Origin of the sequence: Saccharopolyspora sp. ASAGF58 (genome assembly GCF_012277335.1) — a bacterium.
Lineage (GTDB): Bacteria > Actinomycetota > Actinomycetes > Mycobacteriales > Pseudonocardiaceae > Saccharopolyspora > Saccharopolyspora hattusasensis.
The window spans coordinates 1,166,196-1,190,572 of sequence record NZ_CP040605.1; the positions used below are offsets into that span (position 1 = coordinate 1,166,196).

Here is a 24,377-nt window from a genome sequence, read left to right on the forward strand (position 1 = left end):
TTCACTGAGAATCGCCCGTTGGGCGAGGGGGTCATGTGCCGACGATGTTGCCGCGCAGGACGATCCGCTTCGGGTGGCGCAGGGCCGTCAGGTCCTTGCGCGGGTCCTCGTCGTAGCAGACCAGGTCGGCCGGGGCGCCGTGCTCCAGCCCGGACCAGCCCAGCCACTCGCGGGCGGCCCACGACGCCGCACCCAGCGCCTGCTCGGTGGACATCCCGACCCGGTGCAGCGCGAGCACCTCGTCGGCCAGCATGCCGTGCGCGATGCCGCCGCCGGCATCGGTGCCCGCGTACACCGGGATGCCCGCCTCGATCGCCTTCGCGACCGTTCGATCGGCCCGCTCGTAGAGGTCGGTCATGTGCGCCGCGTAGGTCGGGTACTTGGTCGCGGCCGCCGCGAAGGACGGGAAGTTCTCGACGTTGACCAGCGTCGGCACCAGCGCCGTGCCGTGCCGGGCCATCAGCTCGACCGACTCGTCGGTGAGCCCGGTGCCGTGCTCGACGCAGTCGATGCCGGCTTCGATCAGGCCGGGCAGCGCCGCCTCGCCGAAGACGTGCGCGGTGACCCGGGCACCCAGCCGGTGAGCCGTCGAGATCGCCTCGGCCAGCACCTCGTCGCTCCACAGCGGCGCGAGGTCGCCCACCGACCGGTCGATCCAGTCGCCGACGAGCTTGATCCAGCCGTCGCCGTAGGCGACCTGCTCGGCGACCGCGGCGGGCAGCTGCTCCTCGTGCTCCAGCTGGTCGGCCAGGTACGGGATGTAGCGCTTGGGCCGTGCCAGGTGCCTGCCGGCGCGGACGATCCTGGGCAGGTCCTCGCGTTCCTGCAGCGGCCGGGTGTCGATCGGCGCGCCGCAGTCGCGGATCAGCAGCGTCCCGGTGTCCCGGTCCGCTTCCGCCTGCGCCGCGGCCTCGTCGAGCTCCACCGGGCCGTGGGTGCTTATGCCGACGTGGCAGTGCGCGTCGACTAGGCCGGGCAGCACGAAACCGCCGTCGAACACCGTCTCGGCGCCGGGCACCGGATCCAGGCTGATCAGCCCGTCCTGCACCCAAAGGTCCCGGTGCGCGCCGTCGGGCAGCACGACGGCGCGCAGGTGCAGGACGGTCAATTCTTCTTGCCGAAGTTCAGCTTTGACGGGTCGAAGCCCGGCGGCAGGTCGTTCATGCCGCCTTCCAGCTTGGACAGGTCCGGGCCCGCGCCGGGCATGCCCAGGCCGCCCGGAGGCAGGCCGGGGAAGCCACCGGGCAGGCCGCGCATGCCCTTGGGCTGCGTCGGACCGCGCCCCTTCTTGCCCTTCTTCCCCTTCTTGGCCTTGCGGTTCTTGCTCCCGCCACCGCCGCCGAAGCCGAAGCCGCCCGCCATTTGCTGCATCATCTTGCGGGCCTCGAAGAAGCGGTTGACCAGGTCGTTGATCTCGCTGATGGCCACTCCGGAGCCACGCGCGATGCGCTGCCGGCGGGAGGCGTTGATGATCTTCGGGTCGGCCCGCTCGGCGGGCGTCATGCCGCGGATGATCGCCTGGATGCGGTCCAGACTCTTCTCGTCGAAGTTGGCCAGCTGCTCCTTCATCTGGCCCGCGCCCGGCAGCATGCCCAGCAGGTTCTGCAGCGGGCCCATCCGGCGGATCGCCTGCATCTGCTCCAGGAAGTCCTCCAGGGTGAGCTGGCCGGTGCCCAGCTTCTGCGCGGCCTGCTCGGCCTGCTCCTGGTCGAATGCTTGCTCGGCCTGCTCGATGAGGGTGAGCAGGTCGCCCATGCCCAGGATCCGGTTGGCCATCCGGTCCGGGTGGAAGACGTCGAAGTCCGCCAACTGCTCGCCGCTGGAGGCGAACATGATCGGCTGCCCGGTGACCTCGCGGACCGACAGCGCGGCACCACCGCGGGCGTCGCCGTCGAGTTTGGTCAGCACCACGCCGGAGAACCCGACGCCGTCGCGGAAGGCCTCGGCGGTGTTCACCGCGTCCTGACCGATCATCGCGTCCAGCACGAACAGGATCTCGTCCGGGGTGATCGCGTCCCGGATGTCGGCGGCCTGCTTCATCATCTCTTCGTCGATGCCCAGCCGACCGGCGGTGTCGACGATGACGATGTCGTGCTGCGCCCGGCGGGCCTCGTCGATGCTGCGGCGGGACACCTCGACGGGGTCGCCGACGCCGTTGCCGGGTTCCGGCGCGAACACCGGTACCCCGGCGCGCTCCCCGACCACCTGCAGCTGGTTCACCGCGTTCGGGCGCTGCAGGTCGCAGGCCACGAGCAGCGGGGTGTGGCCCTGCCCGGCGAGCCACTTGGCGAGCTTGCCGGCCAGCGTGGTCTTACCGGAACCCTGCAGACCGGCCAGCATGATCACGGTCGGCGGCGTCTTGGCGAACTCCAGCCGACGGGTCTCGCCGCCGAGGATGGTGACCAGTTCCTCGTTGACGATCTTGATGACCTGCTGGGCCGGGTTCAGCGCTTGCGAGACGTCGGCACCCTTGGCGCGATCCTTGACACCCTTGATAAAACCGCGCACCACGGGAAGCGCCACGTCGGCTTCGAGGAGGGCGATGCGGATCTCCCGCGCGGTGGCGTCGATGTCCGCGTCGGACAGCCGCCCCTTGCCGCGCAAGTTCGTCAGGACCGAGGTGAGCCGGTCGGAGAGAGTGTCGAACACGGGTTCACGGGCTCCAGAGTCGATGGATGTGCCTGGGTACCTATGCGAGGGTAACCGGCCGGGCCAGTGGCCCGGTGTGGGCGGGGCGCGGCGATTTCGCGCGAAATCGCCGCGCCCGCCTCAGCCGGGGTGGCGATTTCGCGCGAAATCGCCACCTCCGCCGCTCCCGAGTGGCGCTTACGCGCCGCTGTGCCTCAAATCGCGCTTGCCCGTCGAGCGGGACTGCGGCGAGCGCTGGCCCTTGCGGTGCGGCCGCGGCTTGTCCCGATCCCGATCCCGATCCCGGTCCCGGTCTCGGCCGGGGCGGCGCGGGCGGCGGTTGATGAACTCGCCGTCGGCGCGGCTGATCCGCAGGCCACGCCCGGCAACCTGGGTGGTGCGCAGCTTGCTGAGCAGCTCTTCCGGCAGGTCGGCGGGCAGTTCGATCAGGGTGTGCTCGTTGCGGATGTCGATGTGCCCGATGTACTTGCTGGGCACGCCGCCCTCGTTGGCCAGCGCCCCGACCAGGGCCCGCGGGGTGACGCGGTTGCGGCGGCCTACCTCGACCCGGTAGGTCTCGGTCTCCGACTTGGTCGGCTCGAAGGACGAGCCGTCGCGGCGGGCCGGCGGCTCGGCGGGCTCCGGGTCCAGCAGCAGCGGCCGGTCGCCCTGCGCCATGGCGGCCAGCGCCGCGGCGATCTCCGTGGCCGGCACGTCGTGGGTCCGCTCATACTCTGACACCAGGTCCTGGAACACCTCCAGTCCGCCGCTGGCCAGGGTGTCGGTGATGCTCTGGGCGAACTTCGCCAGCCGCCGGTCGTTGACCGCATCGATGCTGGGCAGCTCCATCTGCTGGATGTTTTGGCGGGTGGCCCGCTCGATGGACCGCAGCAGGTGGCGCTCCCGCGGCGAGACGAACAGGATCGCCTCCCCGCTGCGTCCGGCCCGGCCGGTGCGGCCGACGCGGTGCACGTACGACTCGGTGTCGTGCGGGATGTCGTAGTTGAGTACGTGGGAGATGCGCTCGACGTCGAGGCCGCGGGCGGCGACGTCGGTGGCCACCAAGATGTCGATCTTGCCGTCCCGGAGGTGGCCGATCGTGCGCTCCCGCTGCGCTTGCGCGATGTCGCCGTTGATCGCGGCCGCGCTGAAGCCGCGGGCCTGCAGCTTCTCGGCGAGCTCCTCGGTGAGCTGCTTGGTGCGGACGAACACGATCATCGCGTCGAAGGTCTCGACTTCGAGGATCCGGGTCAGCGCGTCCAGCTTGTTCGCCGCGCGCACCGGCACGTGCCGCTGGTTGATGTTGGTCGCGGTGCTGGTCTTGGTCTTGACCGAGATCTCGACCGGCTCGTTGAGGTAGTTCTGGCTGATCTTGCGGATCGCGCCGGGCATGGTCGCGGAGAACAGCGCCACCTGCCGGCTGGCCGGCACGGACTGCAGGATCTTCTCCACGTCCTCGATGAAGCCCATCCGCAGCATCTCGTCGGCCTCGTCGAGCACCAGGTTCTTGAGCCCGGTCAGGTCGAGCGAGCCCTTCTCCAGGTGGTCGATCAGCCGACCGGGGGTGCCGACGACGACGTGCGCGCCGCGGCGCAGGCCAGCGAGCTGCGGGCCGTAGCTGGTGCCGCCGTAGATCGGCAGCACGTGAAAGCCTGGGATGTGCGCGGCGTAGCGCTGGAACGCCTCGGCGACCTGGATGGCCAGCTCGCGGGTGGGCGCGAGCACCAGGGCCTGCGGGCCGGTGGCGTCCAGGTCCAGGCGGGACAGGATGGGCAGCGCGAACGCGGCGGTCTTGCCGGTGCCGGTCTGGGCCAGGCCGAGCACGTCGCGGCCCTCCAGCAGCAGCGGGATGGTCTTCTCCTGGATCGGCGACGGGTTCTCGTAGCCGATCTCGGTCAGCGTCTGGCAGACGCGCGGGTCGAGATCAAGTTCGTCGAAGTTCGGCATGCTGAACGCGGGTCTCCTCGGTGGACTTGGCAAGGGCTGATGGATTGCGGAAACGGCCCTGCACTGCCCGCCCGGGAGGTCCGGGGGATCGGCTAGGCGTCGGCTCGGAAGCTCAGATCGCCGCGGGGCGTCGCTTGCGCATTTCGAACCGCGCGCTCAGCTGGACGCACACCCTGTTGCCAGTCACCCGCAGCTCGATCGTTCTCAGCCTGGCGCGACGACCTCCTGCCGCAGCGCCAGACACCCAGCCTAGCGATCGGGATCTGGGCACGCGGCGGTGGCCCGGCCCAACGGGACGTAGGTCACGCCACGACGTCCAACCGGAGGCCGTCCTCGACCTGCTTCCTGGTGAACAGGTGCACCCGGTACCAGCCGTACGGCGCAGCGCCGCCGCGCAGCCGATGGTGCATCCGGTCGGCCCGCAGCACGTGCCGTTGGAACGACCTGGAGCGGATCAGCCGTCCGCGTGCCTGCTGCCCGGCCAACGCCTCGCGCGCATCCGCGTGCAGCCACACCAGCACCCGCTGCCGACCGGTGAGCCAACCGAACATCAGCAGCAGCACGCGGGTCGTGGCGCGGGTGGCCGGTTCGTGCGCGACGACCGGACCGGACGCGCGCAGGCACTTCCAGGCGATGCGACTGCGGTGCACCAAATGCACCAGCGGGCGGTAGTAGCGGTAGGGCAGGCGGGCCGGGAGGACCTTGCGCAGCCGAGCGCGGACCTGGTCGGAGTCCAGCGTCGAGATGTCCTTGCCGCCGTGCAGCTTCCGGAGCACCGTGCTTTTGCCCGCGCCCGGCAGGCCGGCCAGGACGACGAGCGAGCGGCGGCCGACGCGCACCGTCGGCGGCGGGCTGGCGGGCGAAGGAAGTACGTCCGGTATGTCCACGACGACATCAAGGTTACGCGTTGATCAATCTCGGGCGGCCGCCCGAGTGCGCAACGCCACCGAACGCGGAGAAGCGGGAGGCGGCCCGCTCCCCCCGGACGAGCCGCCTCCCGCACCATCACCATCCCCCTGGTGCGCTACGGGATATCGCACCCGGCCCGCGTGGGCGACCGTGTCCCCCCGGCCACCCACGCGACCCCAACGCGACCGCGAAGCCCGGTTTTTCCGCCCGACCCCCAGTACGGGCGGGGCCCCCTCCGGTTTTCTCCTCTACCGCGTCGCACTTGGAAGTCTGCCGCCTGGCGGGGCCCCGCGAGACCGTGAAGCCCCCTGAGTGCGGCTGCGTAGTGTTACGCACTCGCCACCGCCCGATCCGCGAAATCCACTCACCCGACGCCGACGGACCGGACGTTTGGCCTGTTCAGGCCCCGTGAGCGCTACTGGGCGCCATAGCACCGGAAACCACTCACGGGTCGGCACAGACCGGGGACACCGGAGGTCAGGCGGCGCCTGAGGGCCTTGAACAGGCGAAATGCGAAGGGCACCGCCGATCGGTTGGATCGGAGGTGCCCCTCGACTCGGCCCGGAACGGGTCAGATCGCCTCGACCCCGGTTTCTCCGGTGCGCACCCGGACCACGGTGTCCACCGAGGTCACCCAGACCTTGCCGTCGCCGACCCGGCCGGTGCGCGCGGCGGTAACGATCCCGTCGACCACCTTGTCCACGTTGGACTCGTCGACGAGGACCTCGACCCGCAGCTTCTCGATGAAGTCCACCGCGTACTCGGCGCCCCGGTACACCTCCGTGTGGCCCTTCTGGCGGCCGTAGCCCTGCGTCTGGCTGACGGTCATGCCCAGCACCCCGAGGCGCTCCAGCGCGTCCTTCACGTCGTCCAGTTTGGACGGTTGAACGATCGCGGTCACCAGTTTCATGCGCGGCTGCCCTCCAGCTTGCGTTCGACCTCGTCGGCCGGCACCGCGGAGCGCCGCGCGGAACGCTCGGCGCCGAAGTGGTACGCGGTCTCGGCGTGCTCAGTCTCGTCGATGCCCACGGCCTCGTCCTCGGCGCTCACCCGGAACCCGACGACCGCCTTGACCAGCAGCGCCAGCACCAGGCTGAGCACGAAGGAGTAGGCGAGCACCGCGACCGCGCCGACGGCCTGCCGCCAGAGCTGGTCGAACCCGCCGCCGTAGAACAGCCCGTCGACCCCGGCCGGGGCGGCCGACGAGGCGAACAGACCGACCAGCAGGGTGCCCATCAGGCCGCCGACCAGGTGCACGCCGACGACGTCCAGCGAGTCGTCGTAGCCGAACTTGTACTTGAGGCTCACGGCCAGCGCGCACACCACGCCGGTGATCGCGCCGACGGCGATGGCGCCCAGCGGGGTCACCGAGGAACAGGCCGGGGTGATCGCCACGAGGCCCGCGACGATGCCGGAGGCGGCGCCGAGCGTGGTGGCGTGACCGTCACGGATGCGTTCCGCGAGCAGCCAGCCGAGCATCGCGGCGCTGGTCGCCACCAGGGTGTTCACCAGCGTGACCGCGGCGGTGGTGTTGGCCGCCAGCGCCGATCCGGCATTGAACCCGAACCAGCCGAACCACAGCAGGCCCGCGCCGAGCACCACGAACGGGAGGTTGTGCGGCTTGCCCGGGTCCTTCGGCCAGCTCCGGCGCTTGCCGAGCACCAGGGCCAGCGCCAGCGCGGCGGCACCCGCGTTGATGTGCACCGCGGTGCCACCCGCGAAGTCGATCGCGGCCAACCGGTTGGCGATCCAGCCGCCGACGGCGGTCACGTTGCCCGCATCGTCCTTCGTGTCGAAGGCGAAGACCCAGTGCGCGACCGGGAAGTACACGACCACGGCCCACAGCCCGGCGAACAGCAGCCAGGGGCCGAAGCGGGCCCGGTCGGCGATCGCGCCGGAGATCAGCGCGACGGTGATGATCGCGAACATTGCCTGGAAGCCGACGAACGCCAGCGTCGGGATGGTGCCGGAGACCTGGTCCTCGCCGAGCAGCGAGCTCAGCCCGAAGAACTCCGCCGGGTTGCCGAGCAGCCCGGCGCCGCCGATGTCGGAGCCGAACGCGGTGGAGTAGCCGATGAGCACCCACAGCACGCCCACCACGCCGATGCTGCCGAGGCTCATCATCAGCATGTTGAGCACGCCGCGCGAACGCACCATGCCGCCGTAGAAGAACGCCAGACCAGGGGTCATGAGCAGGACGAGCGCCGCGCTCACGAGCACCCATGCGGTGTCGCCTGAATTCACATTGCCTCCCGATGCGGACCGAGTTGGCCCGCATCCTGTGGCACGCCTGTTTCAGGGGACCCGTTTCGCTGTAACGCGGCCGTGAATTCCGGCTCACCTATCGTTACAGCCGTGGTGTGAGATCACCGCCGTGTTTCGTCGCCGATCACCGAAGGCACCTGGACCGGCCGCCCGGCCAGCAGGCCCATGCAGAGCCAGACCGCCGAACAGGCCAGCAGCAGCACCAGCGGCGCGATCCAGCCACCGGTCACGTCGTGCAGCAGCCCGATCAGGAGCGGGCCGGCCGCGGCGATGAGATACCCGCCGCCCTGCGCCATCCCGGACAGCGCCGTGGTGGTGTCGCTGTCCGGCGAGCGCAGCCCGAACAGCGTCAGCGCCAAGCCGAACGCCGCGCCCTGCGCCAGGCCGAGCACGACCACCGCCGGCCACAGCGCGGCGGTCGGGCCGACGAGGATGCCGGTGAAGCCGAGCATGAGCAGCGCCGCCAGCACCACGGCGATCAAGCGCTGGTCGCGGAGCCGGTGGCACAGCACGGGCACGCTCATCGATCCGATGGCCTGCACCGCCGCCTGGATGCCCAGCGCCAGACCGGCGAGCTCGGGGCTCATGCCCCGGCTCTGCAGCATCGTCGGCAGCCAGCCGAACGTGACGTAGGCCATCGCCGACTGCACCCCCATGAAGACGGTGACCTGCCAGGCCAGCGGGTTGCGCCACAACCGGCGGCCGCTCGACGGCAGCGGCGGTGCGCCAGAGCTGCGCCGCAGCGCAAAGAAGCTGATCACCAGGGCCAGCAGGACGGGAAGGGCCAGCAATCCGAGCGGAGCGCGCCAGGCGGAGGCCATGGCGGCGCCGATCGGCACGACCACGCTGGCCGCGATCGCGCCGCCCAGCGTCAGGCACATCGTGTAGACCGCCGTGATCACGGGCACCTTGTGCGGGAAGTCCCGCTTGATCAGGCCGGGCAGCGCCACGTTCGCCACGGCGATCCCGGCCCCGACCACGACCGTGCCGGCCAGCAGCGTCCAGATCGACCCCAGCGCGCGCAGCGAGTTGCCAACCAGCAGCACCAGCAGGCAGCCGACCAGCACCTTCTCGTCGCCGAACCGCTGCCGGAGCTTCGACGTGACGAACGCGAACACCCCCAGGCACACCACGGGCAACGTGGTCAGCACGCCGCCGAAGGTGTTCGACACCCCCAGGTCCTGCTGGATCTGCTCCAACAGCGGTGCGACCGCGGTGAACGGCGGTCGCAGCGCCAGCGCCACCAGCACGACCAGGACCAGGGTGGCCGCCGCGGCGGTGCCCACCGGAGTGGCCGTCGGCTGCTGGACTCGGGTGCTCACCGCTCGTTTCCCCTCTCGTCGAGAACGCCCGCGAGGGACGTCAGGCTCGGCTGGATCACGGCATGCGCGGCCGCCGCGGCGGCCTCCGGGTCGCCCTCGACGATCGCGTCCAGCAGCGCCCGGTGCGTGATCGGCCCGCCTTCGGTCAGCGCGGAGTCCGCGCGGATCGTCTTCAGGCTTTCCTGGAGGCGTTCGCCCAGGTAGCGGTACATCTCCGAGAGCAGCGGGTTGCGCGCCGCCGCCACGATCGCGACGTGGAAGTCGACATCGGCGGCGGCGAAGGTGTCGGGCGAGTCCGCGCGGTCGCGCAGGTCGAGCAGCTCGCGCAGGCGACGGACGTCGGCGTCGTCGCGACGCACGGCGGCCAGCCGCGCGGCCTGCACGTCGTAGGCGAGCTGAACCTCGAAGACGTCCCGTACCTCGGCCAGCCGCAACTGCCGAAGCATCGGCGCCGGGTCGGCGGTGGACACGACGAAGGTGCCGGCGCCCTGCCGGGCCTCCAACCGCCCGAGGTGCACCAGAGCCCGCACGGCCTCCCGGACCACCGTCCGGCTCACCCCGAGCTCGGCGACCAGTTCCAGCTCGGTCGGAATCCGCTCGCCGGGAGCCCAAGCACCACCGACCAGCTGCTCGTTGAGAGCGGCGATGACCTCGTCCACGGAAGACCGATGCCCAACCATCCGCATGCCAACACCTCCGGCAGAACCGTATGCCAGACGTCAGTCGTCAGACAAATATTCCGAAGAGTGGAACCGGTCACCGACACTGCACGAGCAGGGCGGCCAGGAACTCAGGAAACAGAGGCCTGGCTGAACTGCGGACAGCAGACGGCCCCCGCACCGAAGAGGTGGTGCGGGGGCCGCGGTGTCGGTGGGTCAGCCCAGGAGGGCGTCCACGAAGGCTCCTGGTTCGAAGGGCGCCAGGTCGTCCGGGCCTTCTCCGAGGCCCACCAGCTTCACCGGGACACCAAGCTCCCGCTGGACCTGGAAGACGATGCCGCCCTTGGCCGTGCCGTCCAGCTTGGTCAGCACGATGCCCGTCACGGCGACGACGTCGGAGAACACCCGCGCCTGCGTCAGGCCGTTCTGGCCCGTCGTCGCGTCCAGCACCAGAAGCACCTCGTCGACCTGGGCCTTCTTCTCCACGACGCGCTTGACCTTGCCCAGCTCGTCCATCAGGCCCGTCTTCGTGTGCAGCCGGCCCGCGGTGTCGACCAGGACCGCGTCCACCGCGGTGTCGCTGCCGCGGCTGACCGCCTCGAACGCCACGCTCGCCGGGTCGGCGCCTTCCTTTCCGCGCACCACCTCGGCACCCACCCGGTGCCCCCAGGTGGCGAGCTGCTCGACGGCCGCGGCGCGGAACGTGTCGGCCGCGCCGAGCAGCACCGTCCGCCCGTCCGCGACCAGCACCCGCGCCAGCTTGCCGGTGGTGGTGGTCTTGCCGGTGCCGTTGACCCCGACGACCAGCACCACGGCCGGTTTCCCGCCGTCGGCCGGGTTGCCGTGCGGCAGCGCCTGGACCGCGCGCTCCATGTCCGGGCCGAGGGCGTCCACCAGGACCTCGCGCAGCAGTGCGCGCGCCTCGTCCGGGGTCCGGATGCCGCGCGTGGCGATCTCGGTGCGCAGCCGCTCGGTGATCTCCGTGGTGGTCGCCGCGCCCAGGTCGGCCAGCAGGAGGGTGTCCTCGATCTCCTCCCAGGAGTCCTCGTCGAGGTCGCCCGCGCCGAGCAGGCCCAGCAGGCCCTGGCCGAAGGTCGACCGGGAGCGGGAGAGCCGGCCGCGCAGCCGCTCCAGCCGCCCCGAGGTCGGCTCGATCTCCTCGATCTCCTCGGGCACCGCGGGCGCCGGCTCCGGCACCGGCTCGACGCGTTCCTGCTCCGGGACCTCGACCGGCGGGACCTCGACCGGCGGTTCCTTCGCCGGAGGCTCCTCGACCGGTGCCTCTTCGGTCGCCGTCGAGCCGTCCGGCAGCTGCACATCCACGATGCCGCGGCGCTCGCTGTCGCGGGGCACCGCCGCGTCGTCGCCTACGCCGGGCTGGCCCTCCATCTCGGTGCGCTCGCCTGCAGGATGCTCCGGCGGAGCCGCCGTGGTGGTGCCGCCGCTGGACAGGCTGATTCCGCCGTCGGCGCGATATCCGCCGCCCTTGACGGCCTCGGTCGGGCCGGCGTTTTCGTCCCGTTCGCTCAGGCTGATCCGCCGCCGACGGTTGAGCACGACACCGGCGACCACGGCGATCGCCAGCACCACCACGACGGCGACGATGATCAGAATCAGGGTTGAGGTGGTCACGGACCCATCCTCCCACCTGGTCATACCGGCCCCTGAACGCGCCCAGCGCACGAGGCGCGTCGCAGCCACCGCCCACCGCGCCGGGCGCGGAATCGGGCACCGGAAAATTCCGGCACACTAAGTGAGCAATTCACCAACAATGCCCGCGATACGCTTGCGTTTACCGGCCGGTGTGGAATACACCACATACGTGGCTTGGTGGCGGGTAATCGGACTGCTCTCCGGCACGTCGATGGACGGCGTCGACGTGGCAGCTGCCGAACTGCGGCTGGACGGCGACACCGTGGAGCTCCGCCCGCTGGGAGCCACCGTTGTTCCCTACCCGGAAGCCCTGCGCGAGAAGTTGCTCGCCGTGCTTCCGCCCGCCGCTTGCAGCGCCGAAGACCTGTGTCGGCTCGACACCTACGTGGGCCAGCAGCTGGCGGCGGCGGCCCGCCTCGGGGTGGAGCTCGCGGGAGGCCGCGCGGACCTCGTCGGGTCGCTGGGCCAGACGATCTACCACTGGGTCCAAGGCAGCGGACGGGTCCACGGCACCTTGCAGATCGGGCAGCCAGCGTGGATCTCCGAGGCCACCGGGTTGCCCGTGGTGTCCGACCTGCGCGCCCGGGACGTCGCCGCCGGCGGCCAGGGCGCCCCGCTGGCGGGCGTGTTCGACGCGCTGTGGCTGGCCGACGAGCCCGGCACGACCATCGCCCTGAACATCGGCGGCATCGCCAACATCACCGTCGTCGGCGGCCGGCGCCCGCTGGCCTACGACACCGGCCCGGGCAACGCGCTGATCGACCTCGCGGCCGGGCAGATCACCGGTACCCCGCAGGACACCGACGGGCGCATCGCGGCCACCGGCACCGTGCACCCCGAACTGCTCGAACTGCTGCTCTCCGACGGCTACTACCGGCGGTCGGCACCGAAGTCCACCGGCAAGGAGCACTTCAACGCCGATTACCTGGCCCGGACGCTGGACAAGCTGCCCGCCGAGGTCGGCGATGGCGACCTGGTGGCGACGCTGACCGAGCTCACCGCGCGCACCATCGCCGACGCCTGCCGCACCGAGCACGCGGCGAAGGTCGTCGCGTCCGGCGGCGGGGTGCGCAATCCCGTCCTGCTGGCCGCCTTGCGCCGTCGGCTGGACGCTCCGCTCGTCGTCAGCGACGACCTCGGGCTGCCCGCCGACAGCAAGGAAGCGCACCTGACGGCGCTGCTCGGATTCCTGACCTGGCACGGCATCACCGGCAACACGCCGGGCACCACCGGCGCCGCCGGACCGCGGCTGCTGGGGAGCATCACCCCGGGCTCCGGTCCCCTGCGGTTGCCCGAACCCGCCATCCAGCAGCCGAGGCGGCTGCGACTGCAGCCCGGCCACACCGCCTAGGAGGCTCCAATGCGATCTGTCGACCTCATCGTGATCGGGTTGTACCTGGTCGCGATGCCGGTACTCGGGTTGCTGCTCAGCGGGCGGCAGCGCAGCTCGCGGGACTACTTCATCGGCAGCCGCCAGCTGCCCTGGTGGGCGGTGTGCTTCTCGGTGGTCGCCACCGAGACCTCGACGCTGACGGTGATCAGCGTTCCGACGGTGGCGTACCTCGGCAGCTTCACCTACCTGCAGCTCGCGATCGGGTACCTGATCGGCCGGATCGTGGTGGCGTTCGTGCTGCTGCCCAAGTACTACGCCGGAAACCTGGTCAGCGCCTACGAGTTCCTCGGTCGGCGGTTCGGTTCCGGTTTGCAGGGCACCGCCTCGGTGACGTTCCTAGTGACCCGGCTGCTGGCCGACGGGCTGCGGCTGTTCGCCACCGCGATCCCGGTGAAGGTGATGCTGGCCGCGTTCGGCATGCACATGGCGTACTGGCAGATCGTGCTGATCCTGTCGGTGATGACGGTGATCTACACCTACCTCGGCGGCATCAAGGCCGTGGTGTGGGTCGACGCCATCCAGATGGCGGTCTACATCGGCGGCTCGGTCCTCGCCGCAGTGGTGCTCGCCGGCCGGTTGCCCGGGGACTGGATGTCGACCGCGTTCGCCTCGGGCAAGTTCGAGCTCCTGGACTTCGGCTCGTCGATCATCACGGACCAGTACGCGTTCTTCACCGCCGTGATCGGCGGGGCCGTGTTCGCGATGGCCTCGCACGGCGCCGACCAGCTGATGGTGCAGCGGCTGCTCGCCTGCCGGAACCTCCGGGACAGCCAGCGAGCGCTGATCGCCAGTGGCGTCGTGGTGTTCCTGCAGTTCGCCCTGTTCCTGTTCATCGGCACGATGCTGTGGTCGTTCTTCAACGGTGCCAAGCCCGCCGAGCTCGGAATGGCCAGCAAGGACGAGCTGTTCCCGCAGTTCATCGTCAACGATCTCCCGCCCGGGCTTTCCGGGCTGATGATCGCCGGCATCCTGGCCGCCGCGATGAGCACCCTGGCATCCTCGTTGAACTCGCTGTCCACCTCCACGGTCAGCGACCTCTACCAGCGGATTTCGAAGCGCAAGCTCGACGACTCGACGATCCTGCGGATGGGCAAGGGCTGGACGCTCGTCTGGGCCGTGGTGTTCGTGGTGTTCGCGTCGATGTTCAGCAGCACCGAGAACCCGGTGGTCGAGGTCGGCCTGAGCATCGCCAGCTACACCTACGGCGCGCTGCTGGGCGCTTTCCTGCTGGGGCTGCTGGTGAAGCGGGCCCGGCAGTCGGATGCGGTGATCGCGTTCGTGGCGACGATCGTGGTGGTGCTGTTCTTCGTGCTCGGGGTGACCTTCCCCGACGGCGAGGGCGGCGAGAAGGCGCTGGCCTTCCCCTGGTACACGCCGCTCGGCGTCATCGTGACGCTCGTGGTGGGCGGACTCCTGTCGCTGCGCCACCCCCGGCCGGCGCCCGAAGCCGCCATGCAGCGGGTCGAAGAACGCCCGTGAGTGTTTTTGGGTGTCATAGGACCCAAAAACACTCACGGCAGTCAGCCGCTCGGCTCAGCTGGCCGCGATCGAGATGATCGACAGCAGGGTGATCAGGAAGCACAGCGCCAGGCTGCCGCCCATGACCCCCAGGGCCAGGCCCACGCCCGGCGCCTTCTGCGGGGTCGGGCCGATGGCACCGTTCATGAAGACGATCACCGGCGCCGCATAGTGGACGTCGACCTGCTGGCCGGCGTTGACCGGGATGACCGCGGTCGCCTCGCCGACCCGCCACAGGTAGTTGACGTGGATCCCGATCTGGTACTGGCCGGGCGGCAGGTCGACCGGCGTCTTGCCCCAGGTCAAGATCGGCCCTGGCTGCCCGTTGATGGTGACCTGCGGCTTGAAGAACATCAGCATGAACGCGAGCCAGAAGTACGAGCAGTCGATCACGATGCGCCCCATGCCGGGCGGGGGCGGCGCCATCGGTTGGCCCTGCGGCGCGGCCGGAGCCGACGGCTGCGGCGGGTACCCGCCCTGCTGCGGCATGGGCTGCTGCATTCCCGGCTGCATCTGGGGCTGCGGGTAGCCGCCCAGCTGCGGCATCGGACCGGACGGCGGGCCATAACCACCGGGCTGCGGCATCGGACCGGACGGCGGGCCGTAGCCACCGGGCTGTGGCATCGGCTGGCCCTGCGGCGGATATGGCTGCTGCCCCGGCGGGGGGCCGTACGGGTTGGTCATGGAAGCCTCCTGTACCTGGTGGGACCCCGCACTCGGGGTGATGCGGGAACATCCGCGCCCGGTGTCCGGCCGACATCTGCCCCCGAGGATCGATGCCGGACCGCGGAAACATCGTCCCGCATCCGGATCCGGGCGTTGAAACCGAGGTGGCCGACCACACTAATACCCGGCCCTGGCCTTCAGCGGGAGTCCCGCCAGGTCGATGATCTACCCAAACGATCAGCGTGGCTGCGGATGGGGGCTGCGGTGCAGAACATCGATCATGCGGATCTCCGGGCAAAGCTCGGCGCGTATTCGGCGGACGCGTTAGGCGACGTCGAGTGGCTCATGGTGCGCACCCATCTGTGGGAGTGCGCGCCCTGCCAGGCCGAGCTGGGGCGGCCGGAGTTGTGGAATCGCGCTGCGCCGCAGCGGATTTCACCGTCAAAGCCGTCGCGGGACCGTCGGCCGCAGGCGCAGCCGGGCTGGTCGGTGGCGTTCGGCCTCGCACTGGTCGCGGCGCTCGTCGCCTTCGGCGTCGGCTACGCCCTCGGCACCACCGGCTGACCGGTTCCTGGCGGCGCACGACTACTCCGTGCCGGGATCCGGTTCTCCCGCAGCACTTTCCGGCGCCGCAACAGCGCCGCCGTCGGTGCCACCTGATGTCGCATCCGGCGCGTCCAGCACCGCTGCGACGTCGCCTTCGGCGGGCTCGTCTGGGGCGCCGTCCTTGCGCTTCTTGCCGGAATTGCCGCGCAGGCGTTGGGAAATCACCTGCGTAATGCCGTCGCCGCGCATTGTCACGCCGTACAGGGCGTCGGCGATCTCCATCGTCGGCTTCTGGTGCGTGATGATGATCAGCTGGGAGGTCGTGCGCAGCTGGTCGAGGAGCGTGATCAGGCGCCGCAGGTTGGTGTCGTCGAGCGCCGCCTCGACCTCGTCCATCACGTAGAACGGCGACGGGCGGGCGCGGAAGATCGACACCAGCATGGCCACCGCGGTCAGCGACTTCTCGCCACCGGACAGCAGCGACAGGCGCTTGACCTTCTTGCCCGGCGGCCGGGCCTCGACCTCGACGCCGGTGGTCAGCAGGTCGTTCTCGTCGGTGAGCAGCAGCCGCCCGTCGCCGCCGGGGAACAGGACCTTGAAGACCATCTCGAATTCCCTCGCCACGTCGTGGAAGGCCGAGGTGAAGACCTCGAGGATCTTGTCGTCGACCTCCTTGACGACGCTGAGCAGGTCGCGGCGGCTGTCCTTGAGGTCTTCGAGCTGGGTGGACAGGAACTTGTAGCGCTCCTCCAGCGCGGCGAACTCCTCCAGCGCCAGCGGGTTCACCTTGCCCAGCAGGGAGAGGTCCCTCTCGGCGCGCTTGGCCCGGCGCTCCTGGGTGGCCCGGTCGAACGGCACCGGCGGCGGCGCGCTGACCTCCTCGCCGCGTTCCTTGGCGGCCTCGTACTCGGCGATCTCGGCGGGTCCCGGCGGAATCGGCACGGTGGGGCCGTATTCGTCGACCAGGTCGTCCAGCCCGATCCCGAAGTCCTCGATGATCTTGGTTTCCAGCTGCTCGATCCGCAACCGCTGCTCCGCACGCACGACTTCGTCGCGGTGCACCGCATCGGTCAGCTTCTCCAGCACCCCGCTGAGCTCGCGCACTCGCGCTCGCACGGCGCCGAGCGCCTGCTCGTGCTCGCTCTGCTTCGCCTGCGCGACGTCCCGCTCCTCCGTCGCGGCGCTCAGCGACAGCGCGATGCGCTCCAGCGCTGTCTCGCAGCCGGTGACAACGGCCTGCGTCACGCGCGCTGCGCGTTCCCGCGCCTTGCGCGCCGCTTCCGCGCGGGAACGCGCTTCGCGCTCGTGGCGGGCCGCGCGGCGCAGTTGATCGGCGCGTCCCTGCACCGCGCGCGCCCGCTCTTCGGCGGTGCGCTGGGTGAGGCGGGCTTCCATTTCCTGTTGCCGCGCCGCGTTCAGCTCGGTGCTGAGCCGGTCGCGTTCGCCGGTGTCGGGTTCCGCCGCTTCGTCTTGTTCGGTTTTGACGATGCTCAGGCGTTCTTCGAGTTCCGCGAGCTTGACGAGGGATTGTTCGCGGGACTGCTCGATCTTCACCCGCTGCTGCCGGATCCGGTCGACCTCGGCGGTGGCGGCGCGGGCCGCGCGTTGCAGGCTGGACAGCCGTTCGGTGCTGCGGGCCCGCCGCACCTTGGCGTCGTTGATCTGCTCCTGCACGGCGCGGACTTCGGCGCGCCGCGCTTCTTCTTCGGCTCGCGCGCCTTCCAGCGCCGCGGAGTGCTGTTCCAGGCGTCGCCCGGCGGCGGCGAGCTCGCGTTCGGCTTCGTCGACGGCGGCTTGCACCTCGATGGTGCTCTGCCGGTCGTCGGAGCCGCCGGCGGCCCAGTGCGCGCCGAGGACATCGCCGCTGGTGGTGACGGCGCGGATTTCGGGGTGCCGCCGCACGAGTTCCTGGGCGTCGGCCAGCGTGTCCACGACCGCGACCTTGTCGAGCGCCTTCGCCACGGCGCCGCGCAACCCGCCCGGGGCGCTGACCAGGTCGGCAGCCCAGCGCGCCGAGCCAGCGAGCGGCGGCCAACCCGACCGATCCATATCCACAGCGGATTCGATGAGCAGCCCCGCGCGGCCCGCTTCGTCCGCCCTCAGCAGTTCAAGGGCCGTCACAGCGTCGGTGACGCCGCGAACCGCGACGGCGTCGGCGACGGCGCCCAGCGCCGCGGCGAGCGCGGCCTCTGCGCCGGGTTCGACGGTGAGCAGCGCCGCCACCGAGCCGAGCAGGCCCGGCACCCGGTCCCCGGCCGACATGAGCGCGCCCGCGCCGTCCTTGCGCTGCAAGCCCATCGACAGCGCCTCGACGCGCGCCTTCCAGGACGCGATCTCGCGCTCCGCGGTCCGCTCGGCCTTCACCAACTCCTCGACGCGGGCCCGCGCGGCGTCGCGCGCTTCGGCCGCGCCTTCGCGGCGTTCCTGCAGCCCCGCGTCGTCGGAGTCGTAGCCGCCGCTCTCCTCTTCGGCGTCGGCCAGCGCGCGCTCGGCTTCTTCGGCCCGCCCGGTGGCTTCGTCCAGCGAGTCCGACAGCCGCTCGATCTCCTCCGCGGTGTCGCTGACCTTGCCGCGCAACGACTCGACCTGCCCCGACAACCGGGCGGCACCTTCGCGGCGGTCGGCGATCGCCCGCACCGCGGCCAGGTGCGCGTGCTCGGCCTGCTTCAGCGCGGATTCCAGCTCCGACCGGCGCTGCACCACCTCGTGGAGCGCCTCGCGGGCCTCTTCGACCTGCTCGCGGAGCTCGATCTCCTGCTCGGCGGCCTCTTCGGCCTCGGCGTCGAGCTGGTCCGGGTCGCGGCCCGGGCGGTGCTCCTCGGTCTGGGCGGTGAGGTGCCGGTGGCGTTCCGCGGCCAGCCGCAGCGTGCCGTGCAAGCGTTCTTCCAGCGCGGACAGCCGGTACCAGGTCTCCTGCGCGCGGGACAGCCGCGGCGCGTCGGCAGCGACCTGCTCTTCGAGGGTTTTCTCCTCGGACTGCGCGAATTGCAGCGCGCGCTCGACCTCGGTGCGCTTGGCCCGCGCGGCTTCCTGGTCTGCCTCGTCGCGGGCCAGGTCGGCGCGGGCGGTGACCAGGTCATCGGCGATGAGGCGCAGCCGGGCGTCCCGCAGGTCGGCCTGCACGGTCTGCGCCTTGCGCGCGATCTCGGCCTGCTTGCCGAGCGGCTTGAGCTGGCGGCGCAGCTCGCTGGTCAGGTCGGTCAACCGGGTCAGGTTGGCCTGCATCGCGTCGAGCTTGCGCAGCGCTTTCTCTTTGCGCTTGCGGTGTTTCAGCACGCCCGCGGCCTCTTCGATGAGCCTGCGGTGCTCGTCGGGCTTGGCCTGCAGGATCGTGGCAAGCTGGCCCTGCCCGACGATGACGTGCATCTCGCGGCCGATCCCGGAGTCCGACAGCAGTTCCTGCACGTCCATCAGCCGGCACGAGTTGCCGTTGATCTCGTACTCGCTGGCGCCGTCGCGGAACATCCGGCGGGTGATGGACACCTCGGTGTACTCGATCGGCAGCGCGCCGTCGGAGTTGTCGATGGTCAGCGTGACCTCGGCGCGGCCCAGCGGGGCGCGGCCCGCGGTGCCCGCGAAGATCACGTCCTCCATCTTGCCGCCGCGCAGCGCCTTCGCACCCTGCTCGCCCATCACCCAGGTCAGCGCGTCGAGCACGTTGGACTTGCCCGAGCCGTTCGGGCCGACGACGCAGGTGATGCCGGGTTCGAAGCGCAGCGTGGTGGCCGAGGCGAAGGACTTGAACCCCTTCAGCGTCAGGCTCTTCAGGTGCACGGCTACGATCGACCTTCCCGTGGTTCGTCTGGTTGACCGGCGGTCACATCCGGCAGAGCCTACCGCTGCGGCCGTCCGCAACCGCGCAGAACCGCTGGTGAGCGGAAACGAAAGCGTTCAGCGCTCCATGAAACCGGTCAGGCCGCCCTTGGGGTCGGACCACTGCTCCGCGACGTGGTCGACGTGGCCCGGGGTCTCGCCAGAGCGCAGCGCGGCCAGCAGCTTCTCGCAGGCTTCCCGGGGACCTTCGGCAACCACCTCGACCCGGCTGCCGGGCCGGTTCGTGGCGCTGCCGACCAGGCCCAGCTCCAGCGCCCGGGCACGCGTCCACCAGCGGAAGCCGACGCCCTGCACCCGCCCGTGCACCCATGCGGTCAGGCGCGCCTGCTGCGAATCCGTCACGCCTGGCATCATGCCGCACGGCCACCGACCGCGCGTCCGCCCACCTCCGGCGGCTTGCGCCTACCGCCACGGCCGCCCGGGACGCCGGTATGATCCGCCCGATTCTGGTGGCGGCCGGGTGTTTCGGGGCAGGCCGCCCGGCGAGACGAGTGGGGACCCATGGACCCGATGTTGCTGGAAGACCCGGACGCCCGGCCGAAGCGCCTGGTGATGCTGGCCGTGTCGGGCATTGCGGTGGCCACCGTCTTCGCGACGACCGCCGCGGCGGTCGTCGGCGCGCAGCAGCACGACGCGGCGACGCCGGACTTCACGCTGAAGCCGACCGCCACGTCCCGGCCGGCGGAGACGTTCGCCACGCCGCCGCTGCTGCCCCCGCCGGAGATGAGCAGCATCGAAGCTTCGGAGACGTCCACGAGCAGGAGCAAGTCCGCGTCGTCGTCCACGTTTCCCGTGCCCAGCAGCGAAACCCCCACGGATGTCCCGGCGCCGATGCCGCCGGAGCCGCACCCCACGCCGTCTCCTACGCCGCGGCCGACGCCGACGATCATCGAGCCCACGACCCCGACCAAACCGCCCACGCCGACGACTGAGCCGCCCACTACGTCTGATCCCACCGACTCGCAGACGTTCGATGGTGACGACTGATGACGCTGGCCGTGCACTCCTGCCGGTCGCTGTGCTCGTGGCACCGGACTCCCAAGCAGCTCAACGGGTTTCCGTTGCTGGCCTGCCGCGGCTGCGGGTCGCAGTGGATCCGCAGCGAGCCGTGGACGCCCATCGACCACACCGGCCGCATCCCCGACGACGTGCGGGCGGAACTCGCCGAACGCTGACGCGCAGACCCTCACCGGGCGATCACTGCGGATCGCCGACAACAACGAGATCGGCCCGCTCCCGACTCGCCGCGACGACCGCGGCATTCCGCTCGTCGCTCCGGTAAACCCACTCCTCGGCCTCGTCCGGCGTCCGCCCATAACTGATGTGCCGCGCGATAAGCCGCTGCACCCGGACATCGTCATCAGGCGCGAGGAACCAGGCTTCGTCGAGCAAATCCCGAACCGCCGACCAGGGCGGCATGTCCAGCAGCAGGTAGTTGCCTTCGGTGATCACCAGCGGGACACCGGGCTCGATAGGAATCGCCCCCGCATACGATTCCTCGATCTCCCGGCGGAATTCGGGGGCGTAAACGCTGTCCGGGCCGCATTCCCGAATCCGCCGCAGCAGCGCGACGTACCCGGCGGCGTCGAAGGTGTCGGGAGCACCCTTCCGGTCCGCCCGCCCAAGCCGCCGCAACTGGGCATTGGCCAGGTGGAACCCGTCCATCGGCACGAGAACGGCGGAGCCGCCGAGCTCCCGTAGAACCCGCTCGGCCACGGTCCCCTTCCCGGCCCCGGGAGCCCCGGCGATCCCCAAGATCTTCCGCTGCCCACTCGCGGCCAACTGCCGAGCCCGCTTGACCAGCTCCACGTACCCGACCAACCCACACCTCCGCGCAACGGGCCTGGCGAACCGCCCGTGAGTACTTCTGGGCGCTCTGGCACCCAAAAGTACTCACGGCCTTCAGTCTTGCCAGAGTTCCGCGAGTAGCTCTCTGGTGTATTCCGCTATTCTCGCGTTGTCCGCCGGGGCTATCGTGCTCCAGCGGCGGCCGTCTCCGCTGGGCCGGACCACGTGGCTGTAGCGGCCCCGGTCCGTATCGTGGAACGCCACGACCCTGTTGGCCCGTTCCGGTTTGCCGCCTCGGTTCGGGCAGGCTTCCACGCCGAACTGGCCACGGATTCCCATGCCGTCGGCCATGTTCGCGACGTCGGCGGCGTCGTCCGGGGCGATGCCCAGGGCTCGGAGTTCGTCGGTGAACAGCAGCGGCCTGTTCGGGCCCGCGTGGTCGCTGGCTTCCCGGAGGATGTCGTTGGGCAGGCTCACCGCGCGGCCCGGGCCGGGCGGGACCTCGCCCGCCACCGACACCGCCGCCGCCGCCAGCGAACTCCCCCGGACCGGGGTGAGCTCGACGATGTCACCGTCCACAATGGTCAACAGGCCGGCGGCGCCGTTCGCCGAGGCCAGGGCGCGGATCGGCCGGTCGGCCCAGATCCGCACGTCGATGCTGCGCTGCGGCCGGTCCAGCAGGCCGAGCAGGTCGGCGACGTCGACGTCGACGCGGTCGCGGTTGGTCTCGGCGAGGCGGCGCCGGCGAAGCCCGGCCCACACGTCCGCGACGAGCTGGGCGCGCTCGGTGAAGGTCGTTCCCGGGCTCGGCACGTTGAGGATGATGTGCCGGCGCTCCGTGAGTTTCTCCGCCTCGCACACCACGTCGAATTCCAGCGCGGACAGCACGATCGGGTCGGCTTCTGCTCCAGGGCGCAACGTCAGTCCCGCTTCTTCGGCTCGTCGTCGTCGGATTCCTCGTCGGATTCGGTGTCGGGCTCGAAGTGCCCCAGCACCGGCGGGGCGACCAGCCGCTCGTCGTCGAACGGGGTTTCCTCGGCTACGTACTTGTTCTCGTGCTCCGCATCCTCGCTGCGCTTCTCGCCGCGAGTCGCCGCCGGACCCATCAGCGAACCGGTGCCCGGACGGCTGCCCGGGGTGCTGCCTGCGGCCCGCCCGGCCACCGTGTCGCCAGGTCCGCCGCCGATGCCGGACGAACCGCCCCGGCCCAGCCCGGTGGTTCCGCCACCGGCGCCCGCGCCGGCCGGGGTGCGGCCGCCGAGCATTCGGCTCGCCGCGTAGGCGCCGACACCGGCAACCGCCGCGCCACCGGCCGCGATGCCGAGCACCGTGCCGGTGTTGATGCCGCCGCTCGTCCCGGCGGCCTCCGGCGTCTGGTCCGCCTCGCCGCCGGTGTCGCGCTCGTCCGGGTGCCGGTCGCTGCCGCTCCGGTCGCCAGGCACCGGCGGCGCCGTGCGGTCACCGCGCGGGGTCCCGCCGACGGCGTTGCCCCCGCCGACGACCCCGCCCAGCACACCGGCATCGCTCGCGCCGCCGCCGTAGTAGCCGCCGACCGAACCCACGCCCGCGCCGATTCCCGGCATGCCCGTCCCTGACGCCGACTGCGCCGACACCGTGGCCGGCGGCATCTCGGGCAACGGCTGGTAGGAATCCGCCTGGTTGACGGAAGTGTTGCGGTACGAGACGAGAGCGGCCTGCGCGGCCTGCTTTTGCGCCTCGATCTGCCTGGCTTCTTTGTCGTAGTCGCTCTCGTAGCCGAAGGCTCCGCCGGCCCATTCGAGCACGTTCTCCGACTGCTTGTGCTTGAGCTCGTCGTTGTTCGGCAGCCCGTTGCGGGCCGACTCGTAGCCCCGCCCCTGCGCGTCGACGCTGTCCGCCGAAGTCTTCAGGGGATCCGGGGCGTCGGCCATGAAGGCGGATTGCTGCTGCACCGCGGCCGCCGCGAGGCTCCCGGCGTTGCCCTCCCAGGCGATCTGCAGCTTCCCGAGCTCGCGGCGCAGCGTCTCGTCGAGGTCGACGACCACCTGCACGCACTCGTCCAGCGCCCGCACCGCGCCCTGCATCGACTCCGCGCCGCGCCCCTGCTTGATCTGCGTGATCCATTCCTGTAGCTGGGGGATGTCCATCCCCTCGAACCGGATATCGCGGATCGGATCGATGCTGGTCACGAGTTCCCCCTAGCTCCCCTGCAAGGTCGTCACGGCCGCCTCGGCGGCCTGCTTCGCCCGCTCGCACAGCTGCTCGTTGTTCATGCCGCCGGGGGTGGTAAGGCTCAGGTCCACGTAGAGCGTCTGCCCTTCGGCGGCGTCGACGAATACCGCACAACCGAGGCTCTCGGCACCCGGAACCTGCCCTTGCACGGCACCGAAGCCGTTGACCTCATACGTCGTCGCGGTCTTCGCCTTCACGGCCGAAATTTTCTGCGCGAAACTGTCCAGGCCCTCGGGCACCACCCGAAGCGAGATCCCGAACTGGGCCTTTCCTGCGGCACCAGCGAAAGAACACCCGTTGTAGTTGTTCCCGTTTTTGACCACCGGGCGGCCGCCACCCACCTGGAGCGGCGCCTTCTGCTCAGGAGACAACCAAGTGCAGATCTCCGCGTCCTGCTTACCCGCAATCGCTAGGTCTTTCGGGCGCTGCGGAAGGTCCAGCGAAGAAGAGGGCGCCGCCTCCGAAGCGGGAGCTGAACTCGTCGGCTCCGGGTCCGGGCCGTTCACCGTGCAACCAGCAAGGGTGAAGACCGCAGCCAATCCGATCAAGCCATGCCCGAAGCGCAACCGCACGGGACTCCCCTCACACCTGGTTCTGCTGCAGCTGAAACGACGCAGCGATCTCATCGTCTGCGAAGCCGTACTGCTTGGCGGCTTCTTCGAGTTGTCTTCCCAGTTCAAAGACGTTGTCCACGTACTGTATGAGACGCGCGTAATGAGAGTCGGGGTTGCCCAGCAGGTTCGCCGTCCAAACCGCCGCAGCGGTCGCGCTGATCTCATCGTCGGCGGGAGCGCCTACAGCCAGGTTGTGCGCGAGGCTGAACAGCTTGAACTGCGCGTCCTCAGCCGCCGAGAGCACGATTTTGCGCACCTCAAGGACGTTGTCCTTGTTGACGGTGATGGTTTGACCGGCGCCGCCGGGAACCGGAGCCGGAGGTGGTGCTGGCGTCGTCATCGCGGGAAACCCCCAGGTCGCGGCGTCTGATCACCCGGTCGAAAGCCGACCCTAGCAGCGCGCCTTCCCGCCACGCACCAACTC

The 24,377-nt window shown here is 70.6% G+C and carries 22 protein-coding genes; 5 read left to right on the forward strand and 17 right to left on the reverse strand.

Annotated features, from left to right (window positions below; translation table 11 throughout):
* Nucleotides 1–31: 31 nt before the first annotated feature.
* The 9 genes from FDZ84_RS05260 to ftsY form a co-directional block, all read right to left on the reverse strand.
* Entirely contained in the window at nt 32–1,108 is a 1,077-nt protein-coding gene (locus FDZ84_RS05260; protein ID WP_168584959.1) for an amidohydrolase family protein, read from the reverse strand.
* Complete coding sequence (gene ffh, locus FDZ84_RS05265) at nt 1,105–2,649, reverse strand: signal recognition particle protein (RefSeq protein WP_168584960.1); 1,545 nt, start codon at nt 2,647–2,649, stop codon at nt 1,105–1,107. Before ffh ends, FDZ84_RS05260 begins: the two co-directional genes overlap by 4 nt.
* Before the next feature lie 177 nt (nt 2,650–2,826).
* Entirely contained in the window at nt 2,827–4,575 is a 1,749-nt protein-coding gene (locus FDZ84_RS05270; protein WP_168584961.1) for a DEAD/DEAH box helicase, read from the reverse strand.
* 302 nt (nt 4,576–4,877) lie between these two features.
* Nucleotides 4,878–5,462 carry an AAA family ATPase gene (locus FDZ84_RS05275; RefSeq protein ID WP_246868815.1) on the reverse strand — a complete coding sequence of 195 codons (585 nt, stop codon included), beginning with the start codon at nt 5,460–5,462 and terminating at the stop codon, nt 4,878–4,880.
* Nucleotides 5,463–6,055: 593 nt separating this feature from the next.
* On the reverse strand, nt 6,056–6,394 hold the full coding sequence (locus FDZ84_RS05280) for a P-II family nitrogen regulator (RefSeq protein WP_168584962.1): 339 nt from the start codon (nt 6,392–6,394) through the stop codon (nt 6,056–6,058).
* On the reverse strand, nt 6,391–7,728 hold the full coding sequence (locus tag FDZ84_RS05285) for an ammonium transporter (protein ID WP_168584963.1): 1,338 nt from the start codon (nt 7,726–7,728) through the stop codon (nt 6,391–6,393). The genes FDZ84_RS05280 and FDZ84_RS05285 overlap by 4 nt, the downstream gene beginning before the upstream one ends.
* A 122-nt stretch (nt 7,729–7,850) precedes the next feature.
* On the reverse strand, nt 7,851–9,071 hold the full coding sequence (locus FDZ84_RS05290) for an MFS transporter (RefSeq protein ID WP_168584964.1): 1,221 nt from the start codon (nt 9,069–9,071) through the stop codon (nt 7,851–7,853).
* Nucleotides 9,068–9,757, reverse strand: a complete 690-nt coding sequence (locus FDZ84_RS05295; protein ID WP_168584965.1) for a FadR/GntR family transcriptional regulator — start codon at nt 9,755–9,757, stop codon at nt 9,068–9,070. The genes FDZ84_RS05290 and FDZ84_RS05295 overlap by 4 nt, the downstream gene beginning before the upstream one ends.
* Before the next feature lie 189 nt (nt 9,758–9,946).
* Nucleotides 9,947–11,362 (reverse strand): signal recognition particle-docking protein FtsY, encoded by a 1,416-nt coding sequence (ftsY, locus tag FDZ84_RS05300; RefSeq protein ID WP_371812787.1) that lies wholly within the window; start codon nt 11,360–11,362, stop codon nt 9,947–9,949.
* 232 nt (nt 11,363–11,594) lie between these two features.
* Between ftsY and FDZ84_RS05305 the strand changes: the two genes are divergently transcribed.
* On the forward strand, nt 11,595–12,734 hold the full coding sequence (locus FDZ84_RS05305; RefSeq protein WP_246869125.1) for an anhydro-N-acetylmuramic acid kinase: 1,140 nt from the start codon (nt 11,595–11,597) through the stop codon (nt 12,732–12,734).
* A gap of 9 nt (nt 12,735–12,743) precedes the next feature.
* Nucleotides 12,744–14,255, forward strand: coding sequence for a sodium:solute symporter (locus FDZ84_RS05310; protein ID WP_168584967.1), 1,512 nt, complete (start codon nt 12,744–12,746; stop codon nt 14,253–14,255).
* Between the two features lie 54 nt (nt 14,256–14,309).
* On the opposite strand, the gene FDZ84_RS05315 is transcribed toward FDZ84_RS05310, so the two are convergent.
* Nucleotides 14,310–14,978: a hypothetical protein gene (locus FDZ84_RS05315; protein WP_168584968.1), complete on the reverse strand. Its 669-nt coding sequence runs from the start codon at nt 14,976–14,978 to the stop codon at nt 14,310–14,312.
* A 246-nt stretch (nt 14,979–15,224) separates the two neighbouring features.
* Here FDZ84_RS05315 and FDZ84_RS05320 point away from each other — a divergent pair, with 246 nt between their 5' ends.
* A complete protein-coding gene (locus tag FDZ84_RS05320; RefSeq protein WP_168584969.1) occupies nt 15,225–15,524 on the forward strand; it encodes a hypothetical protein in 300 nt (99 codons plus the stop codon).
* 21 nt (nt 15,525–15,545) lie between these two features.
* Here FDZ84_RS05320 and smc read toward each other — a convergent pair whose 3' ends face one another.
* Together smc and FDZ84_RS05330 are read right to left on the reverse strand one after the other, a co-directional pair.
* A complete protein-coding gene (gene smc, locus FDZ84_RS05325) occupies nt 15,546–19,280 on the reverse strand; it encodes a chromosome segregation protein SMC (RefSeq protein ID WP_246868816.1) in 3,735 nt (1,244 codons plus the stop codon).
* Nucleotides 19,281–19,397: 117 nt separating this feature from the next.
* Complete coding sequence (locus FDZ84_RS05330) at nt 19,398–19,691, reverse strand: acylphosphatase (RefSeq protein WP_168589828.1); 294 nt, start codon at nt 19,689–19,691, stop codon at nt 19,398–19,400.
* Between the two features lie 150 nt (nt 19,692–19,841).
* On the opposite strand from FDZ84_RS05330, the gene FDZ84_RS05335 reads away from it, so the two are divergent.
* Entirely contained in the window at nt 19,842–20,327 is a 486-nt protein-coding gene (locus tag FDZ84_RS05335) for a hypothetical protein (protein ID WP_168584970.1), read from the forward strand.
* Nucleotides 20,327–20,515: a hypothetical protein gene (locus FDZ84_RS05340; RefSeq protein ID WP_168584971.1), complete on the forward strand. Its 189-nt coding sequence runs from the start codon at nt 20,327–20,329 to the stop codon at nt 20,513–20,515. Before FDZ84_RS05335 ends, FDZ84_RS05340 begins: the two co-directional genes overlap by 1 nt.
* Before the next feature lie 22 nt (nt 20,516–20,537).
* Here FDZ84_RS05340 and FDZ84_RS05345 read toward each other — a convergent pair whose 3' ends face one another.
* From FDZ84_RS05345 to FDZ84_RS05365, 5 genes are all read right to left on the reverse strand, one after another.
* On the reverse strand, nt 20,538–21,161 hold the full coding sequence (locus tag FDZ84_RS05345) for a nucleoside/nucleotide kinase family protein (RefSeq protein ID WP_168584972.1): 624 nt from the start codon (nt 21,159–21,161) through the stop codon (nt 20,538–20,540).
* Between the two features lie 81 nt (nt 21,162–21,242).
* Complete coding sequence (locus FDZ84_RS05350; RefSeq protein WP_168584973.1) at nt 21,243–22,046, reverse strand: ESX secretion-associated protein EspG; 804 nt, start codon at nt 22,044–22,046, stop codon at nt 21,243–21,245.
* 2 nt (nt 22,047–22,048) lie between these two features.
* On the reverse strand, nt 22,049–23,296 hold the full coding sequence (locus tag FDZ84_RS05355) for a PPE domain-containing protein (RefSeq protein ID WP_168584974.1): 1,248 nt from the start codon (nt 23,294–23,296) through the stop codon (nt 22,049–22,051).
* Nucleotides 23,297–23,305: 9 nt separating this feature from the next.
* The gene (locus FDZ84_RS05360; RefSeq protein ID WP_168584975.1) at nt 23,306–23,911 is read right to left on the reverse strand and encodes a DUF3558 domain-containing protein; all 606 of its coding nucleotides are present in this window, start codon (nt 23,909–23,911) and stop codon (nt 23,306–23,308) included.
* A 10-nt stretch (nt 23,912–23,921) separates the two neighbouring features.
* The gene (locus tag FDZ84_RS05365) at nt 23,922–24,293 is read right to left on the reverse strand and encodes a hypothetical protein (RefSeq protein WP_246868817.1); all 372 of its coding nucleotides are present in this window, start codon (nt 24,291–24,293) and stop codon (nt 23,922–23,924) included.
* Nucleotides 24,294–24,377: the final 84 nt, after the last annotated feature.

Bases quoted from the DNA above. Each gene is read 5' to 3' on its own strand.
- FDZ84_RS05310 (WP_168584967.1), top strand. From the start codon at position 12,744: ATGCGATCTGTCGACCTCATCGTGATCGGGTTGTACCTGGTCGCGATG.
- FDZ84_RS05340 (WP_168584971.1), top strand. From the start codon at position 20,327: ATGACGCTGGCCGTGCACTCCTGCCGGTCGCTGTGCTCGTGGCACCGG.
- FDZ84_RS05270 (WP_168584961.1), bottom strand. From the start codon at position 4,575: ATGCCGAACTTCGACGAACTTGATCTCGACCCGCGCGTCTGCCAGACG.
- FDZ84_RS05365 (WP_246868817.1), bottom strand. From the start codon at position 24,293: ATGACGACGCCAGCACCACCTCCGGCTCCGGTTCCCGGCGGCGCCGGT.
- FDZ84_RS05335 (WP_168584970.1), top strand. From the start codon at position 19,842: ATGGACCCGATGTTGCTGGAAGACCCGGACGCCCGGCCGAAGCGCCTG.
- FDZ84_RS05295 (WP_168584965.1), bottom strand. From the start codon at position 9,757: ATGCGGATGGTTGGGCATCGGTCTTCCGTGGACGAGGTCATCGCCGCT.
- FDZ84_RS05305 (WP_246869125.1), top strand. From the start codon at position 11,595: ATGGACGGCGTCGACGTGGCAGCTGCCGAACTGCGGCTGGACGGCGAC.
- FDZ84_RS05315 (WP_168584968.1), bottom strand. From the start codon at position 14,978: ATGACCAACCCGTACGGCCCCCCGCCGGGGCAGCAGCCATATCCGCCG.
- FDZ84_RS05280 (WP_168584962.1), bottom strand. From the start codon at position 6,394: ATGAAACTGGTGACCGCGATCGTTCAACCGTCCAAACTGGACGACGTG.
- FDZ84_RS05330 (WP_168589828.1), bottom strand. From the start codon at position 19,691: ATGCCAGGCGTGACGGATTCGCAGCAGGCGCGCCTGACCGCATGGGTG.